At 71.7% G+C, this 14486-nt stretch carries 15 protein-coding genes; 11 read left to right on the forward strand and 4 right to left on the reverse strand.

Annotation, left to right across the window (positions count from 1 at the left end):
• Window positions 1-391: 391 nt before the first annotated feature.
• A complete protein-coding gene (locus AOK22_RS34240; protein WP_055702613.1) occupies window positions 392-1126 on the forward strand; it encodes an ANTAR domain-containing protein in 735 nt (244 codons plus the stop codon).
• A gap of 124 nt (window positions 1127-1250) precedes the next feature.
• Here AOK22_RS34240 and AOK22_RS34245 read toward each other — a convergent pair whose 3' ends face one another.
• Window positions 1251-1991 carry an SDR family oxidoreductase gene (locus AOK22_RS34245; RefSeq protein WP_055702614.1) on the reverse strand — a complete coding sequence of 247 codons (741 nt, stop codon included), beginning with the start codon at window positions 1989-1991 and terminating at the stop codon, window positions 1251-1253.
• A gap of 105 nt (window positions 1992-2096) precedes the next feature.
• On the opposite strand from AOK22_RS34245, the gene AOK22_RS34250 reads away from it, so the two are divergent.
• The 5 genes from AOK22_RS34250 (at window position 2097) to AOK22_RS34270 (ending at window position 6873) form a co-directional block, all read left to right on the forward strand.
• A complete protein-coding gene (locus AOK22_RS34250; protein ID WP_055702615.1) occupies window positions 2097-2588 on the forward strand; it encodes an RrF2 family transcriptional regulator in 492 nt (163 codons plus the stop codon).
• 13 nt (window positions 2589-2601) lie between these two features.
• Window positions 2602-3102, forward strand: a complete 501-nt coding sequence (locus AOK22_RS34255; RefSeq protein ID WP_055702616.1) for a hypothetical protein — start codon at window positions 2602-2604, stop codon at window positions 3100-3102.
• A gap of 83 nt (window positions 3103-3185) precedes the next feature.
• Window positions 3186-4352: an amidohydrolase family protein gene (locus tag AOK22_RS34260; RefSeq protein WP_055702625.1), complete on the forward strand. Its 1167-nt coding sequence runs from the start codon at window positions 3186-3188 to the stop codon at window positions 4350-4352.
• Window positions 4353-4522: 170 nt separating this feature from the next.
• Window positions 4523-5317, forward strand: a complete 795-nt coding sequence (locus AOK22_RS34265) for an SDR family NAD(P)-dependent oxidoreductase (protein ID WP_055702617.1) — start codon at window positions 4523-4525, stop codon at window positions 5315-5317.
• Window positions 5314-6873: an FGGY-family carbohydrate kinase gene (locus tag AOK22_RS34270; RefSeq protein ID WP_079037008.1), complete on the forward strand. Its 1560-nt coding sequence runs from the start codon at window positions 5314-5316 to the stop codon at window positions 6871-6873. The genes AOK22_RS34265 and AOK22_RS34270 overlap by 4 nt, the downstream gene beginning before the upstream one ends.
• A gap of 7 nt (window positions 6874-6880) precedes the next feature.
• Here the strand turns inward: AOK22_RS34270 and AOK22_RS34275 are convergent, their stop codons facing one another.
• Both AOK22_RS34275 and AOK22_RS34280 read right to left on the reverse strand, forming a co-directional pair.
• Window positions 6881-7774: a glycoside hydrolase family 16 protein gene (locus AOK22_RS34275; protein ID WP_237773256.1), complete on the reverse strand. Its 894-nt coding sequence runs from the start codon at window positions 7772-7774 to the stop codon at window positions 6881-6883.
• Between the two features lie 236 nt (window positions 7775-8010).
• Window positions 8011-8433, reverse strand: a complete 423-nt coding sequence (locus tag AOK22_RS34280; RefSeq protein WP_425264103.1) for a GNAT family N-acetyltransferase — start codon at window positions 8431-8433, stop codon at window positions 8011-8013.
• Window positions 8434-8522: 89 nt separating this feature from the next.
• Between AOK22_RS34280 and AOK22_RS34285 the strand changes: the two genes are divergently transcribed.
• The 5 genes from AOK22_RS34285 to AOK22_RS34305 all read left to right on the forward strand — a co-directional run bounded on the left by AOK22_RS34285 (window position 8523) and on the right by AOK22_RS34305 (window position 13768).
• Entirely contained in the window at window positions 8523-9128 is a 606-nt protein-coding gene (locus tag AOK22_RS34285) for a TetR/AcrR family transcriptional regulator (protein WP_055702620.1), read from the forward strand.
• 14 nt (window positions 9129-9142) lie between these two features.
• On the forward strand, window positions 9143-10420 hold the full coding sequence (locus tag AOK22_RS34290) for an NADH:flavin oxidoreductase (RefSeq protein WP_167357913.1): 1278 nt from the start codon (window positions 9143-9145) through the stop codon (window positions 10418-10420).
• 26 nt (window positions 10421-10446) lie between these two features.
• Window positions 10447-11253, forward strand: coding sequence for an SDR family oxidoreductase (locus AOK22_RS34295; protein ID WP_055702622.1), 807 nt, complete (start codon window positions 10447-10449; stop codon window positions 11251-11253).
• A gap of 153 nt (window positions 11254-11406) precedes the next feature.
• The gene (locus AOK22_RS34300) at window positions 11407-11964 is read left to right on the forward strand and encodes a PadR family transcriptional regulator (protein WP_055702623.1); all 558 of its coding nucleotides are present in this window, start codon (window positions 11407-11409) and stop codon (window positions 11962-11964) included.
• Between the two features lie 82 nt (window positions 11965-12046).
• Window positions 12047-13768 carry an acyl-CoA dehydrogenase family protein gene (locus tag AOK22_RS34305; protein ID WP_055702624.1) on the forward strand — a complete coding sequence of 574 codons (1722 nt, stop codon included), beginning with the start codon at window positions 12047-12049 and terminating at the stop codon, window positions 13766-13768.
• A gap of 92 nt (window positions 13769-13860) precedes the next feature.
• Here AOK22_RS34305 and AOK22_RS34310 read toward each other — a convergent pair.
• On the reverse strand, window positions 13861-14486 hold a 626-nt coding region (locus tag AOK22_RS34310), incomplete at its 5' end, for a helix-turn-helix domain-containing protein (RefSeq protein WP_055702627.1).

Raw genomic sequence — 14486 nt, forward strand, 5'->3', positions numbered from 1 at the left:
GCAGGAAGGGAGGCGGCCGGCCCCCGCGCCGGAGCCGGCCGCCTCCCTTCCTGCCGGAGCGACAGTGGCGGGAGACGCCTGACCGGGCCCGCTGAGCTCTGGCTTCGAGTTCCGCGAAGAACGGCCCGATTTCCCTCTTCGGGGCCGGAGCTCCGTCGCCCGGGGTATACGCTCGGTTGCGTACCGTGAGTCGCCCTGGCGGGTGGGACTGGCCATAGCGGCGGCTCTGGCGGACACACCCGAATCGAGGCGACAGCCGAAAGATTCCGTCCGCGGGCATCACACGGCTCCCTGTAGTCGGCCTTACGTAGGATTGCCTCTCAACGCCTTCACCACGTGCGCGGCCCCTGCGCGGTGGTGCGCATACGGGAGGCGACGGAACGGATTTCCCATGTCTGCCACGCGAGATGACGTCCGCGCCGCCCGGGCCGTGCTCGACCTTGGCTCGCGCGCGGACGGTTTCGACGTCCTGGAACTGCTGCACGATCTGACCGCGTACGCGGTCGGCCTGTTGGGCGTGGGCTCGGCCGGGGTCACCGTCCTCAACCGGTCCGGGCAGGTCGACTACCTCGCAGCCTCCGACGAGACATGCCGGCGCCTGCAGGAGGACCAGCTCGAACTGGACGAAGGCCCCTGCCTGGACAGCGCCCGCACCGGCAGAATGCTGACTCCGGTCCTGCTCCACGCCGATCGCCACAGCCGCCGGCGCTGGCCCCACTTCACCTCCCGCGCACTGGGCGCCGGCATCACCAGCGTCGCCGCCGTGCCGCTGCGCACTCCTCGGAACCCCCTCGGCGCCCTCAACCTGCTCAGCTCCGGGCGTGTGCCGACGCGGGAGGACTTGTGCCTGGCGCAGGCACTGGCCGATGCCGTCGGGATCTGCCTGCGCCATCGGCAGGACCTGCTCACCAGGGAAGAGACCATCGGTCAGCTGGAGGAGGCCCTGGAATCCCGCGTCGTGATCGAACAGGCCAAGGGAGTACTCGCTTCGCGGCTGGGCGTCGATGTCGAAGAGGCCTTCGCCCGGCTGCGCCGCCATGCCCGTTCCCGGCGGCTGAAGCTCACCGAACTGGCCGACCAGATCGCGCGAGGAGCCGTCCCGGCCGACCTCGACGTGGCGCGGTGACACGGGCTGCGACGACCGGGACGCCGCTTCCGGCGACGTCCCACCGCCTTCCGGCGCCGTTCGTCCGGTGCGATAGCCGCCGAGGGGGCCTCGGGCGGCGACCCACCCAGAGGTGCCCGGATCGTCAGAGGGAGGCCCTGAGCCAGTCCTCGTAGCGGGTGGTGGCCAGGCGTGCGCCGGGGCCCGCCACGAGGGCGTCGCCCTCGACGGCCGCGAACATGCCCGCCTTGTCGTCGGTGACGACGGTGCGGTGGTCCTTCCGTGTCGTCAGCGTGAGCCGACCGAGCTCGTCCAAGGGGAAGACATCGGGGCCCGCGACGTCGAGCGTGCCGTTGAGCGGCGGCGCTCCCGCGATGTCGGCGAGGGCGGTGACCACGTCGGCCGTCGCGATGGGCTGGACTCGCGTCGAGGGCAGCCGGACGGTGTCCTCGTCGGCGGTCCACGACATGACCGCGTCCACGAACTCGAAGAACTGGGTGGCGCGCACGATCGAGTACGGGGTGGGCCCCTGCCGGAGCAGGTGCTCCTGCAGCGTCTTCGCGCGGTAGTAGTCCAGCTGTGGCACCTGGTCGACCCCGACGATGGAGAGAACGACCTGGTGGCGGACGCCCGCGCGCTCGCCCGCGGCCAGCAGGTGCTCCATGGTGGTGCGGAAGAACGCGGGGGAGGCCTCGTCGAACGTGGGCGAGTTCGTCACGTTGACGACGGTGTCCGCCCCCTTGACCGCCTCGTCGAGCCCCGCGCCGGTCAGCAGGTCGAGGCCGGTCGACAGGGATGCGGGGACCACCTCGTGGCCGGCCTCGCGGAGTGTGCGGACGAGCTGCGAGCCGATGAGCCCGGTGGCGCCGATGACCGTGATCTTCATGATCGTGCCCTTCCGTGAACCGAGTGCCGCTGTCGCGCAAACTCGGATATCTGATGTCCGAGATAATACTCGGATAGTCTGTGTCCGAGTCAAACGGGAGGACGTATGAAGCTGTCCGGTGGCGTGGAATGGGCGCTGCATTGCTGTGTGGTGCTCACCGCGGCGACCGAGCCGGTCCCCGCGGCCCGGCTGGCGCAGCTGCACGACGTCTCGCCCAGCTATCTGGCCAAGCAGATGCAGGCCCTGTCCCGGGCCGGCCTGGTGCGGTCGGTCCAGGGAAAGACGGGCGGATACGTCCTGACCAGATCCGCCGCGGAGATCACGGTCCTGGACGTGGTGCAGGCGGTCGACGGGGCCGGTCCGGCGTTCGTGTGCACCGAGATCCGGCAGCGCGGCCCCTTCGGAACGCCACCCGAGGACTGCGTCAAGCCGTGCCCGATCGCCCGTGCGATGAGCGCCGCCGATGCCGCCTGGCGGGCGTCGCTGCGCGAGGTGTCCGTCGCCGACCTCGTCGGCGACGTGGAGCGGGACAGCGGCCCCGAGGCGCTGCCGGCGATCGGAGAATGGCTCAACTCCGCCGTCGGGGCCGACAGCTGAAGGAGGTTCATCCATGAGCCGGCTCACCGGGGACACGCCGGTCTTCGTCGGCCCGGAGCGGACCGGCGCCGACGGCCCGGGGGAGATCAGGGTCGTGTGGTCGCTGGGCGGCGAGACGCGCGACCTGGACGCCCTCGTCGTACGCCTGGCTCCTGGCGCGGTGGTCGACGAGGGTGCGGGCGCGGCGCACGGGGTGCTGCTCACCGTGCTGGCCGGAGGCGGTGAACTCCGGCTGCCGGAGGATGTGGTGACGCTCGCGCCCGGTGCCCTGGCCTGGCTTCCCGCGGGCACCGCACACTCCGTACACGCGGGAGACCGCGGACTCACCTATACGACCGCCCACCGCCGCCACCCACTCCGGGCAGGCGGCGCCGAGCCTCACGGCGACGCCGGTGAGCCCGTCTGCCTGCTCGAACGCGTCTGCCCGGCCTGCGGCCGTCTGGCCACCGACCGGGACGCGCGGTACTGCGCACGCTGCGGCACATCGCTGACCGACCCCTCGCCACAGGGCTGACCGACCCCTCGTGACAGGAAGGAAGCCTCGCGGCACGCGGGGAACCCGTGGCCGCCGCCCGCTCCAGCGGCCACAATGAACGGATGCTGATCACCGCGGACCGCATCCTCACGGACACGGGAACCTATCTGGAGGACGGGGGCGTCCTCGTCGACGGCGAGTCGATCACCGCGGTCGGCCCCAGAGAAGAGCTCGCTCGGCGAGCGGGCCCGGACACGCGGCGCATCGCCCACTCCGGCACGCTCACGCCCGGTCTCATCGACTCCCACGTCCACCTGATCTTCGACGGCAGCACGGACCCCGTCGCGGGCCTGAGCGAGAGCGACGAGACGCTCCTCGCCGCCATGGGCCACCGCGCCGGGCAGTTGCTGCGCGCCGGTGTCACGACCGCGCGTGACCTCGGCGACCGGGGCGGTCTCGCCTTCCGCGTCGCCGCCGAGATCCAGGCCGGCCGGCTGACCGGCTCCCGCATCCTCGCGGCCGGCACCCCGGCGACCCCGCCCGGCGGACACTGCCACTTCCTCGGCGGCGAGGTGTCCGGCGAGGCGGACGTACGCGCCCTGGTCCGCCGCAACGCCGAGGCCGGCGCCTCCGTCATCAAGGTGATGACCAGCGGGGGAGGGCTGACCAAGGACGGCCCGCGCAGTTGGCAGAGCCAGTTCTCCGAGGACGAACTCCACGCCCTGGTCGACGAGGCGCACCGCGCGGGCCTCCCGGTCGCCGCGCACGCCCATGGAGCCGACGCCATCACCGCGGCGGTGCGGGCCGGGGCGGACACCCTGGAGCACTGCACCTGGATGACCGAGCAGGGCTTCGACCTGCGCCGTGACACGCTGGCCCGCATCGTCGACGAGGGCATCGCGGTGAGCCTGACCGTCAGCCCGCACTGGCGCCTGCTGCCCCAGGTGTTCGGCGAGGAGCGCGCCGCCGTCATGTTCGACCAGGTGCGGCAGATGGCGGAGGCGGGCGCGAGGATCGTCCTCGGTACGGACGCCGGAGTCCAGCGCACCGGCTTCGACGGCCTGCCCGGCGCCCTGTCCTTCTACGCGCATCTGGGCATCCCGAACGCCGAGATCCTCGACATGGCCACCCGGCACTCGGCCGAGGCGCTGGGCCTCGGTGCGTCGACCGGACGCATCGCCCCCGGATACCGGGCCGATCTGCTGCTCGTCGACGGCGACCCACTGGCGGACCTTGCGGCGATGGGGCGGCTCAGCGGTGTCGTGGCGGCGGGACGGGTGGTCGCGTAACGGAACAGTCCCCGCTCGGCGTCCTCCGCCGCCGCCCGCCCGGGTGATCTACTGACGCACGTGGCCACGCGCGCACGAGCACACCCCCATGTGGGTGCGCTGCCGTACGCATGCGAGGCGAGGCGCGGGGGCGCAAGCCATCCGTCACACCGCAGCAGGAGGCACGCAGCATGATCATCGATCTGTCCGGCAAGACCGCCCTCGTGACCGGCTCCACCCAGGGAATCGGCGCGGCCATCGCGGCCGGACTCGCGCGGGCGGGCGCCCGGGTGGCGGTGAACGGCCGGTCCGCGGAATCCGTCGGCAAGGCGGTGGAGCGCCTGAAGGAGGAGGCAGGTGACGCCGAGTTCCTCCACGCGCCCGGTGACATCTCCACCGAGGACGGCGCCCGGCAGGTCTTCGCCGCCCTGCCCCAGACGGACATCCTCGTCAACAACCTCGGCATCTTCGGGTCCGAGGACGCCCTCGACATCAGCGACGACGAATGGCGCCGCTACTTCGAGGTGAACGTGCTGACCGCGGTCCGGATGATCCGCCACTACCTGCCGGGGATGAAGGACCGCGCCTGGGGGCGCGTCCAGAACATCGCCAGCGACTCGGCGATCGTCACGCCCGCCGAGATGATCCACTACGGCACCTCGAAGACCGCGCTCCTCGCGGTGTCCCGCGGCTTCGCCAAGGAGGCGGCCGGTTCGGGCGTCACCGTCAACTCCGTCATCGCGGGTCCCACGCACACCGGCGGCGTCGAGGACTTCGTCTACGAGCTGGTCGACTCCGCCCTGCCGTGGGACGAGGCGCAGCGCGAGTTCATGGTCAAGTACCGCCCGCAGTCCCTGATCCAGCGGCTCATCGAGCCGGAGGAGATCGCGAACATGGTGGTCTATCTCAGCTCGCCGCTGGCCTCCGCGACGACGGGCGGCGCGGTGCGGGTCGACGGCGGCTACGTGGATTCCATCGTCCCGTGACCGCCACCCCCGAGACCACTCCCCAGACCGCCCCCGAGGCCTCCGGTGGCGGTCTGCTGCTCGGCATCGACATCGGCACGTCCTCCTCCAAGGGCGTTCTGGTCCGCCCCGACGGCACGCTCGTCGCCCAGGCGCGGCGCGAGCACACGACGTCCTCGCCCTTCCCCGGCTGGTTCGAGCACGACGCGGAACGGGTGTGGTGGGGCGAATTCTGTTCGCTGGCGCAGGAGTTGCTGGCCCGGCGGCCCGCGCGGGAGCCGCTCGCCGCGGTCGGCGTCAGCGGCATCGGCCCGTGTCTGCTGCCGACCGACGACCGGGGCACGCCGGTCCGCCCGGCCATCCTGTACGGCGTCGACACGCGCGCCGTCGCCGAGATCGCCGAGCAGAACGAACGCTACGGCGCCGAGGACGTCATCCGCCGCTGCGGCGCACCCCTGACCAGTCAGGCCGTCGGGCCCAAGCTGGCCTGGCTCCGCCGCCACGAGCCGGCGGCGTACGCGGCCACCGACCGCTGGTACATGGCGAGTTCGTACCTCGTGCACCGCCTCACCGGCCGGTACGTCCTCGACCACCACTCGGCGAGCCAGTGCACACCGCTCTACGACCTGGCGGCCCGCGCCTGGATCAGCGAGCGCCGCGAGGAGATCGCACCGGGCCTCGCCTGGCCCGAACTGGTCTGGCCGTCCGACCCCGTGGGCGCCGTCACCCCCGAGGCCGAGGCCCGCACCGGCATCCCGCGGGGCACCCCCGTCGTCGCCGGCACGGTCGACGCCTGGGCGGAGGCCGTCGGCGTCGGCGTGGCAGCCCCCGGCGATCTCATGCTGATGTACGGCACGACGATGTTCCTGGTCGCCACCCTGGAGCGGCCCCTGACCAGCCCGCACCTGTGGGGCACTGCGGGAGCGTTCGAGGGGACCTACTGCCTGGCCGCGGGCATGGCGACGTCGGGCGCGGTCACGGGCTGGCTGCGGGACCTGACCGGTACGTCGTACGAACAACTCACGGCGGAGGCGGCGCAGTTGCCACCGGGTGCCGAGGGGCTCGTGATGCTGCCGTACTTCGCGGGGGAGCGCACCCCGCTCTTCGACCCCGACGCCCGCGGCCTCGTCCACGGCCTGACGCTGCGTCATGGACGGGGTCACCTCTATCGGGCCGCCCTGGAGGCCACCGCGTACGGCGTGCGGCACAACCTCGCGGCGATGGGCGAGGCGGGCGCCGCCGCCGACCGTCTGGTCGCGGTCGGCGGCGGCGCCCACGCGCTGTGGACCCGGATCGTCTCCGACGTCACCGGGCGTGCGCAGCACCTGCCGCGCCACACCATCGGCGCCGCGTACGGCGACGCGTTCCTGGCGGCCGTCGGGGCCGGGCTCGCCCGGCCCGGAGACATCGCGCACTGGAATCCGGTGGTCGAGGTCGTCACTCCGGACCCCGCCGCGTCAGCCGTGTACGACGAGCTGTACGGGCTCTATCTGGATCTGTACCCGGCGACCCGCGAGGCCGCCCACGTCCTGGCGGCCCGGCACCGTATCGACAGCGGCGCGATACGGGAGGCCTGACGCCGGTTCAGCTCTTCGGCGCCGCCCCGTCGCTGGTCGTCACGCGGACGTAGTCGACGACGAGCTGCTGCGGGAACTGCGTGCTGCCGTCGGGGTCGCCGGGCCAGTACCCGCCGACCGCGAGGTTGAGGATCAGGAAGAAGGGCTTGTCGAAGACCCAGCGGTTGCCGTTGAGGTCGGCGGGGGTGCGGGTCTGGTAGACGTTGCCGTCGACGGACCACGTGACCTTGTTCGGCGACCAGTCCACCGCGAAGGTGTGGAACTTGTCCGCGAACGCCTCGCCGCCGGGCAGCGTGTAGCCCGCGCCGATGCCGCCCGAGCCCGAGTAGCCCGGACCGTGCAGGGTGCCGTGCACGGTGCCCGGTTCGAAGCCGACGTTCTCCATGACGTCGATCTCGCCGCTGTTCGGCCAGCCCACGTCGCCGATGTCGGCGCCGAGCATCCAGAACGCGGGCCACATGCCCTGGCCGCGCGGCACCTTCATCCGGGCCTCGACGTGGCCGTACGTCTGCGTGAACTTGCCCGCGGTGTTCAGGCGTGCCGAGGTGTACTCGCACGTGCCGTACCAGCACTGGTAGTTGCCGGGGTTCTCCTTGCGGGCGGTGATGACCAGGTTGCCCTGGCCGTCGAGGGCGGCGTTGTCGTTGCCCGCGGTGTAGTACTGCCGCTCGTGGTTGTTGACGTTGTCACCGGTCTCGATCTGCCACTTGGAGCCGTCGACCGCCGACCCCGCGGGGCCGTCGAAGTTGTCGGTGAACGTGGCGGCCTTGACGGTCCCGGCGGCGGGGGAGTGGCGTGCGGGCTCGGCCGAGGCGCCGGTGGGCAGCGCGGTCAGGGTGAGGGCGCCGCAGGCCAGGGCGAGCATGCCGAGTTTGGTACGACGGCGGAGGGGGAGGCGCATGGTCATCACATCGCTTCGCGTGGGGGGCGTATGTGGCTTTGCGTGTGCGTGTGTGCGTGCGTGTGCGTGGGCGTGAGCGCTGCGTGGGTACGCACGGAACTGCATGCGCATGACAAGCAGCGGTCGAGAACTGAACGCGGCAACGCTGTCGCCGCGGTGCTTTGTTCAGTACTTGATTTAAGGGTGACTCCCCGGGGGCGTCAAGGAGTTGGTGCGGACCAACCTCGTCCGATTCCTCAACGGCCCCGCATGAAGCGGTACATGCCGATCGAGCCGTGCGTGGCGGTGTCCGCGAAGCCGAACTTCTCGTACAGGAAGCGCGCCGGTCCGTCGGCGATCAGCGAGACGTACGCGGTCGCGGGCGCGCGGCGCTCCAGCTCCTCGGTGAGCGCGGCCATGATGTGCTTGCCCAGACCGTGCCCCTGATGTGCGGGATGTACGCAGATGTCGACGATCTGGAACGCGGTGCCGCCGTCTCCGATGATCCGCCCCATGCCGATCGGTGTGCCCTCGTGGTGCAGCACCACGCCGAACCAGGTGTTCGGCAGGGCGATCGCGGCGGCCTCGGGGGCCTTGTCGGAGAGGCCCGCGTCGGTCCGCAGGCGGCGGTAGTCCTCGACGGACGGCACTCCGGGGCGGAGTTCGTAAGAGTCACTCATCGCTTTCATGCATTACATCGTAAGGGGTTGAGGTCAGCACTTCTCCATCAGTGATGGAAATCTTCGGGGCGCGGTGCTCTCATGCCTGCATGGCCACCGACTCCACGCGGGCCGCGCTGCTCGACGCCGCGGAACGGCTCTTCCTCGACCACGGCTACGAAAAGGTGTCGGTCCGTGCCGTGAACGCGGCGGCGGGCAGGAACCCGGCCGCCGTCCACTACCACTTCGGCACCAAGGAGGACCTGGTCGCCGCGCTGCTGCAGAACCGGCTCGGTCCGCTGTGGGCGGAGCCGCTCGCCGCGGTGGAGCGGAGGCTGGACGAGGGCGTGACGGTGGACGTCGACGAACTGGTCGCCGTCCTCGTGCGACCGCTCGACGCGCTGACCGAGGAGCCACGCGGCAGACTGCTGGTCCACCTGCTCGCACGCGTCGTGCTGCGCCGCCGTGAACTGCCCTTCGACGACCGCTGGTTCGGGTACGCGCCGTGGCGCCGGCTCCTGGGCGCCGCCCGGCCCGACCTGTCCCGCCAAGAGGTCGCCCATCGCTGGCGGATGGCGTTCGACCTGCTGCTCCAGCTGTACGGGGAGCCGCAGACGGCCGCCGCCGACCTGGGCCGCACCCCCCGCCCCTCGACGGAATCGGTCACGTCCTTCATCGCCGCAGGCCTGAACGCCCGCCCACCGAACGACAGGTGAGGAGTTGCCCGCCCATGCCGCCCTCCGCGGACTCCGCCCGTACGGCTCATACTCCATCGGAAGAGCAAGCGCCCAAGGCCGGACCGGACCACGTGCCCGACCTGCTGAAGCCGGCCCGCCTCGGCCCCCTCACCCTCCGCAACCGCGTGATCAAGGCGGCCACCTTCGAGGGAGCCACCCCCGGCGCCCTGGTCAGTGACGACCTCGTCGACTACCACCGGCGCCCGGCCGCCGGCGGCGTCGGCATGACCACGGTCGCCTACTGCGCCGTCGCTGCCGAGGGACGCACGGAACGCGACCAGATCCACATGCGGCCCGAGGCCCTGCCCGGACTGCGCCGGCTCACCGACGCCGTCCACGCGGAAGGCGCCGCGATCTCCGCGCAGATCGGCCACGCGGGACCGGTCGCCGACGCGCGGTCCAACGGCCTGCCCGCCCTCGCGCCGAGCCGCCTCCTGAGCAGGATCAGCTTCCGCTGCGCCCGCTCCGCCACCAAGGACGACATCGCCCGGATCGTCCGCGCCCACGCGAGCGCCGCCCGCACGGCCGTCGACGCGGGATTCGACGCCGTGGAGATCCACCTCGGCCACAACTACTTCGCCAGCGCCTTCCTCAGCCCGAGGCTGAACAGGCGGAAGGACGAGTACGGCGGCTCGCTCGCCAACCGGGCCAAGGTCGCCCGTGCGGTGGCGCGGGCGGTCCGGGACGAGGTCGGCTCGGCGATCGCCGTGACCGCCAAGCTCACCATGGACGACGGCGTGGGCGGCGGCATCTGGCTCGACGAGAGCCTGCGGACCGCGGCCTGGCTGGAGGAGGACGGCAGCGTCGACGCCCTCCAGCTGACGGCGGGCAGCTCGCTCCTCAACCCCATGTATCTGTTCCGGGGCGGCGCACCCGTCCGGGAGTTCGCCGCGGCGTTCCCGCAGCCGCAGCGGTTCGGCATCCGCATGCTCAGCAAGAAGTTCCTGCGCGCCTACCCGTATCAGGAGGCCTATCTGCTCGACTCGGCCCGGCAGTTCCGGGCCGCGCTCTCCCTGCCGCTCATCCTGCTCGGCGGGATCGCGGACCGCGCGACGGCGGAGCGGGCCATGGCGGAGGGGTTCGAGTTCGTGGCGATGGCCCGTGCGCTGCTGCGCGAACCCGATCTCGTCCGCCGCTTCGCCGAGGACCGCGCCGCGGGACGCCCCACCCGGTCCCTGTGCATCCACTGCAACCGCTGCATGCCGACCATCTACTCCGGGACCCGCTGTGTCCTGGTCGACCCCCTGCCGCCCGCGTCCGCGAACCGCTGAGCAGGAACCGCCGAGGAGGACACACCGTGGGAACCTACGCCGTCACCGGAGCTGCCTCGGGCCTGGGCGCGTGCGTCGCCGCCCTGCTCACCCGCCAAGGACACCGCGTCATCGGTGTCGACCGCCACGACGCCGAGGTCAACGCCGACCTGGGCGAGCCGGGAGGCCGGAGAGCCGCGATCGCCGGGATCACCGAACTCTCCCAGGGGCGGCTCGACGGCCTCGTCCCCTTCGCGGGCGTCGCCGGCGGGGTCGGTCGGTCCCCGAGCCTGCTGGTCTCCGTCAACTACTTCGGAGCCGTGGACCTCCTGGAAGGGCTGCGACCGCTCCTGGCCGCCGCCGGCCGGTCCGCCGTCGTGCTCGCCTCGTCCAACTCCGCGACGACCCAGCCCGGATGGCAGCCCGAACTCGCCGAGGCGTGCCTGACCGGCGACGAAGAGGCGGCCCGCGCCCTGAGCGAGTCCCTGGCCGACGACGGCGGAGTCCTCGCCTACCCGGCCACCAAGGCCGCCCTCGCCCACTACACCCGGACCCGCGCCGCCGACTACATCGCCGACGGGATCCGCCTGAACGCCGTCGCCCCGGGCTTCATCGACACCCCCATGACCCGGGCCGGACGCGAGGACCCCAAGATCTCGGCCGGCATCGAGGCCTTCCTCGCCGCCATCCCCGCGGGCCGCCCCGGCCGTCCCGAGGAGGTCGCGGAGGCCGTGCTGTTCCTGCTGTCCGCCAAGTCCGGGTACTGCGTGGGCACCCTGATGTACTGCGACGGCGGTCTGGACGCGGCGGTGCGCGGTCGTGACTGGCCCACGGTGTGGGAGCGGAAGGGTTGAACGCGCCCCGCGCGGGACAGGTCTGAACGCTCCCCGCGCACGGCAGGGAGACGGGACTCGCGGTACCCCGAAGAGGTGATCACTCAGGTGAGCCGCGTCTCACCTGCCCGGCGCCGCTTGTCTATGCAACGAGTTGCATAGAAGGATTCGGGCATGGCGCTTGAGCACGCGATTCTCGTCTCCCTGCTGGAGAAGCCGGGCTCCGGATACGAGCTGGCCCGCCGGTTCGACCGGTCCATCGGCTACTTCTGGGCCGCGACGCACCAGCAGATCTACCGCGTCCTCAAGCGCATGGAGAGCGACGGCTGGATCGAGGGCCGCGCGGTGGTGCAGCAGGACCGGCCGGACAAGAAGGAGTACTCCGTCGCCGCCCTCGGCCGCACCGCCCTGTCGAACTGGCTCCACGAGCCGATCGAACCGGAGAGCGTCCGCCACGAGCTCGCCGTCAAGATCAGGGGCGCCGCCTTCGACGACCCGGCCGCACTCATCCGCGAGGTCGAGCGGCACCACCAAGCGCACGCCGACCGGCTCGCGCACTACCTCGCGGGCGAGCGGCGTGACTTCACCGGGCCCGAGGCCCCGGGGACGCTCGACGCCGCCCAGGAACTCCAGCACGTCGTGCTGCGCGGCGGCATCGCGTACGAACGCATGACGCTCGCCTGGCTCGACGACGTGATCGCCACTCTGCGCCGGCTCGGCCCCGCACGCTGAGCCGAGTCCGCGAGGACCCCGTCGCGCCCGGACCACCGACACCCTCCCTTCCCACCCCCCTCAGCCGGAAAGGCGAACCGCCATGGCCGACAGCCTGCTGTTCAACCCGAACACCTACGACCCGCAGCACTTCGACCCCGAGACCCGCAGGCTGCTGCGCGCCACCGTCGACTGGTTCGAGGCGCGCGGCAAGCGCAGGCTGATCGAGGACTACCGCTCCCGCGCCTGGCTGGCCGACTTCCTGGAGTTCTCCGCCAAGGAAGGGCTGTTCGCGACCTTCCTCACCCCGGCCGCCGCCGCGGATGGCCACCAGGACAAGCGCTGGGACACCGCCCGCATCGCCGCCCTCAACGAGATCTTCGGCTTCTACGGGCTCGACTACTGGTACGCCTGGCAGGTCACCATCCTCGGCCTCGGCCCGGTGTGGCAGAGCGACAACGCCGCAGCCCGCGCCCGCGCCGCCGAGCTCCTCTCCCAGGGCGAGGTGTTCGCCTTCGGCCTCTCCGAGAAGACGCACGGCGCCGACATCTACTCCACCGACATGCTCCTGGAGCCCGACGGCAACGGCGGCTTCCGGGCCACCGGCTCCAAGTACTACATCGGCAACGGCAACAAGGCCGGACTCGTCTCCGTCTTCGGTCGCCGCACCGACGTCGAGGGCCCCGACGGCTATGTCTTCTTCGCCGCCGACAGCCGCCACGAGGCGTACCACCTGGTCAAGAACGTCGTCGACTCCTCGAAGTACGTCAGCGAGTTCCGCCTGGAGGACTATCCCGTCGCCGCCGAGGACGTCCTGCACACCGGCCGCGCCGCGTTCGACGCCGCGCTCAACACCGTCAACGTCGGCAAGTTCAACCTCTGCACCGCCTCGATCGGCATCTGTGAGCACGCCATGTACGAGGCGGTCACGCACGCGCAGAACCGCGTCCTCTACGGCCGCCCCGTCACCGCCTTCCCGCACGTGCGCCGCGAGCTGACCGACGCGTACGTCCGCCTCGTCGGCATGAAGCTGTTCAGCGACCGCGCCGTCGACTACTTCCGCTCCGCGGGCCCCGACGACCGCCGCTACCTCCTCTTCAACCCCATGACGAAGATGAAGGTGACCACCGAGGGCGAGAAGGTCATCGACCTCATGTGGGACGTGATCGCCGCCAAGGGCTTCGAGAAGGACAACTACTTCGCGCAGGCCGCCGTCGAGATCCGCGGCCTGCCGAAGCTGGAGGGCACGGTCCACGTCAACCTCGCCCTGATCCTGAAGTTCATGGGCAACCACCTGCTGAACCCGGCCGCGTACGAGCCCGTCCCGACCCGCCTGGACGCGGCCGACGACGACTTCCTCTTCAGGCAGGGACCGGCGCGCGGCCTCGGCGCCATCCGCTTCCACGACTGGCGCACCGCCTACGACGCGTACGCCGAGGTGCCGAACGTCGCCCGCTTCCGCGAGCAGGCCGACGCGCTCTGCGCGTTCGTCACCACCGCCGCGCCCGACGAGGAGCAGAGCCGCGACCTCGATCTGCTGCTCTCCGTCGGCCAGCTCTTCGCGCTGGTCGTGCACGGCCAGCTCATCCTGGAGCAGGCCCGCCTGACCGGCCTGGACGAGGACGTCCTCGACGAGCTCTTCGCCGTCCTCGTACGGGACTTCTCCGCGAACGCCGTCGAGCTGCACGGCAAGGACTCCGCCACCGAGGCCCAGCAGAACTGGGCCCTGGGCGCGGTCCGCCGCCCGGTCGTCGACGACGCCCGCTCGGCGCGTGTCTGGGAGCGTGTCGCGGCGCTGTCCGGGACGTACGAGATGGCGCCGTAGCCTGCGGCCGCCGCTCGTCGCGGGGCGCCTCGTGACCAACCGGTCCGGGGCGCCCCGACTCCGTTGACCCGCCTTCCGGGGCCGTGCGGCCGTCAGGCGTCCGCCTCCGCGTGCGCCCGCCGCCGGAATCCGGTGGGGGTCTCACCCGTGTGGTGCCGGAAGAAGCGGGTGAAGACCGTGGTGCTGGGAAAGCCGAGCCGCTCGGCGACGGCCCGGGCGGGCAGCCGTGTGTGGACGAGCAGGCGTTTCGCCTCCAGGACCAGACGTTCGTCGATCAGGGCCTTGGCGCCGTGTCCGACCGCCGCGTTGCTGGCCCGGGTCAGCGAGCGCACGCTGTAGCCGAGCCGGGCGGCGTAGTCCTGGACCTGATGGCTGCGGGTGAAGTCCCTCTCGACGGCGGCCTGGAAGCGGACGAACGTCTCGTCCCCGGCGGCCTGTTCACGGCGCCCGCCGGGGAGGTGGGAGAGCCTCAGCACCAGCGCCCCCAGGAGATGGCGGACCACGTCGACGTGGACTTCCAGCGGCATCTCTCCGGGGTGGTGGTACTCGTCCTCCAGCAGCTCCAGCGTCCGCTCCACCGGTTCCTTGGCGCCGGGAGCGGGGGAGAGGGGCGGACGCCACGCCCTGCGGTCGAGCCGGGCCCGGCTGATGGTGGACGGGTCGAGGAAGCTTGCCTGGAAGAGGACGACGGACGCGGTGGTCGGGGGCGGGTGTCGGT

Source organism: Streptomyces silaceus, from assembly GCF_001419745.1.
Taxonomy (GTDB): domain Bacteria; phylum Actinomycetota; class Actinomycetes; order Streptomycetales; family Streptomycetaceae; genus Streptomyces; species Streptomyces silaceus.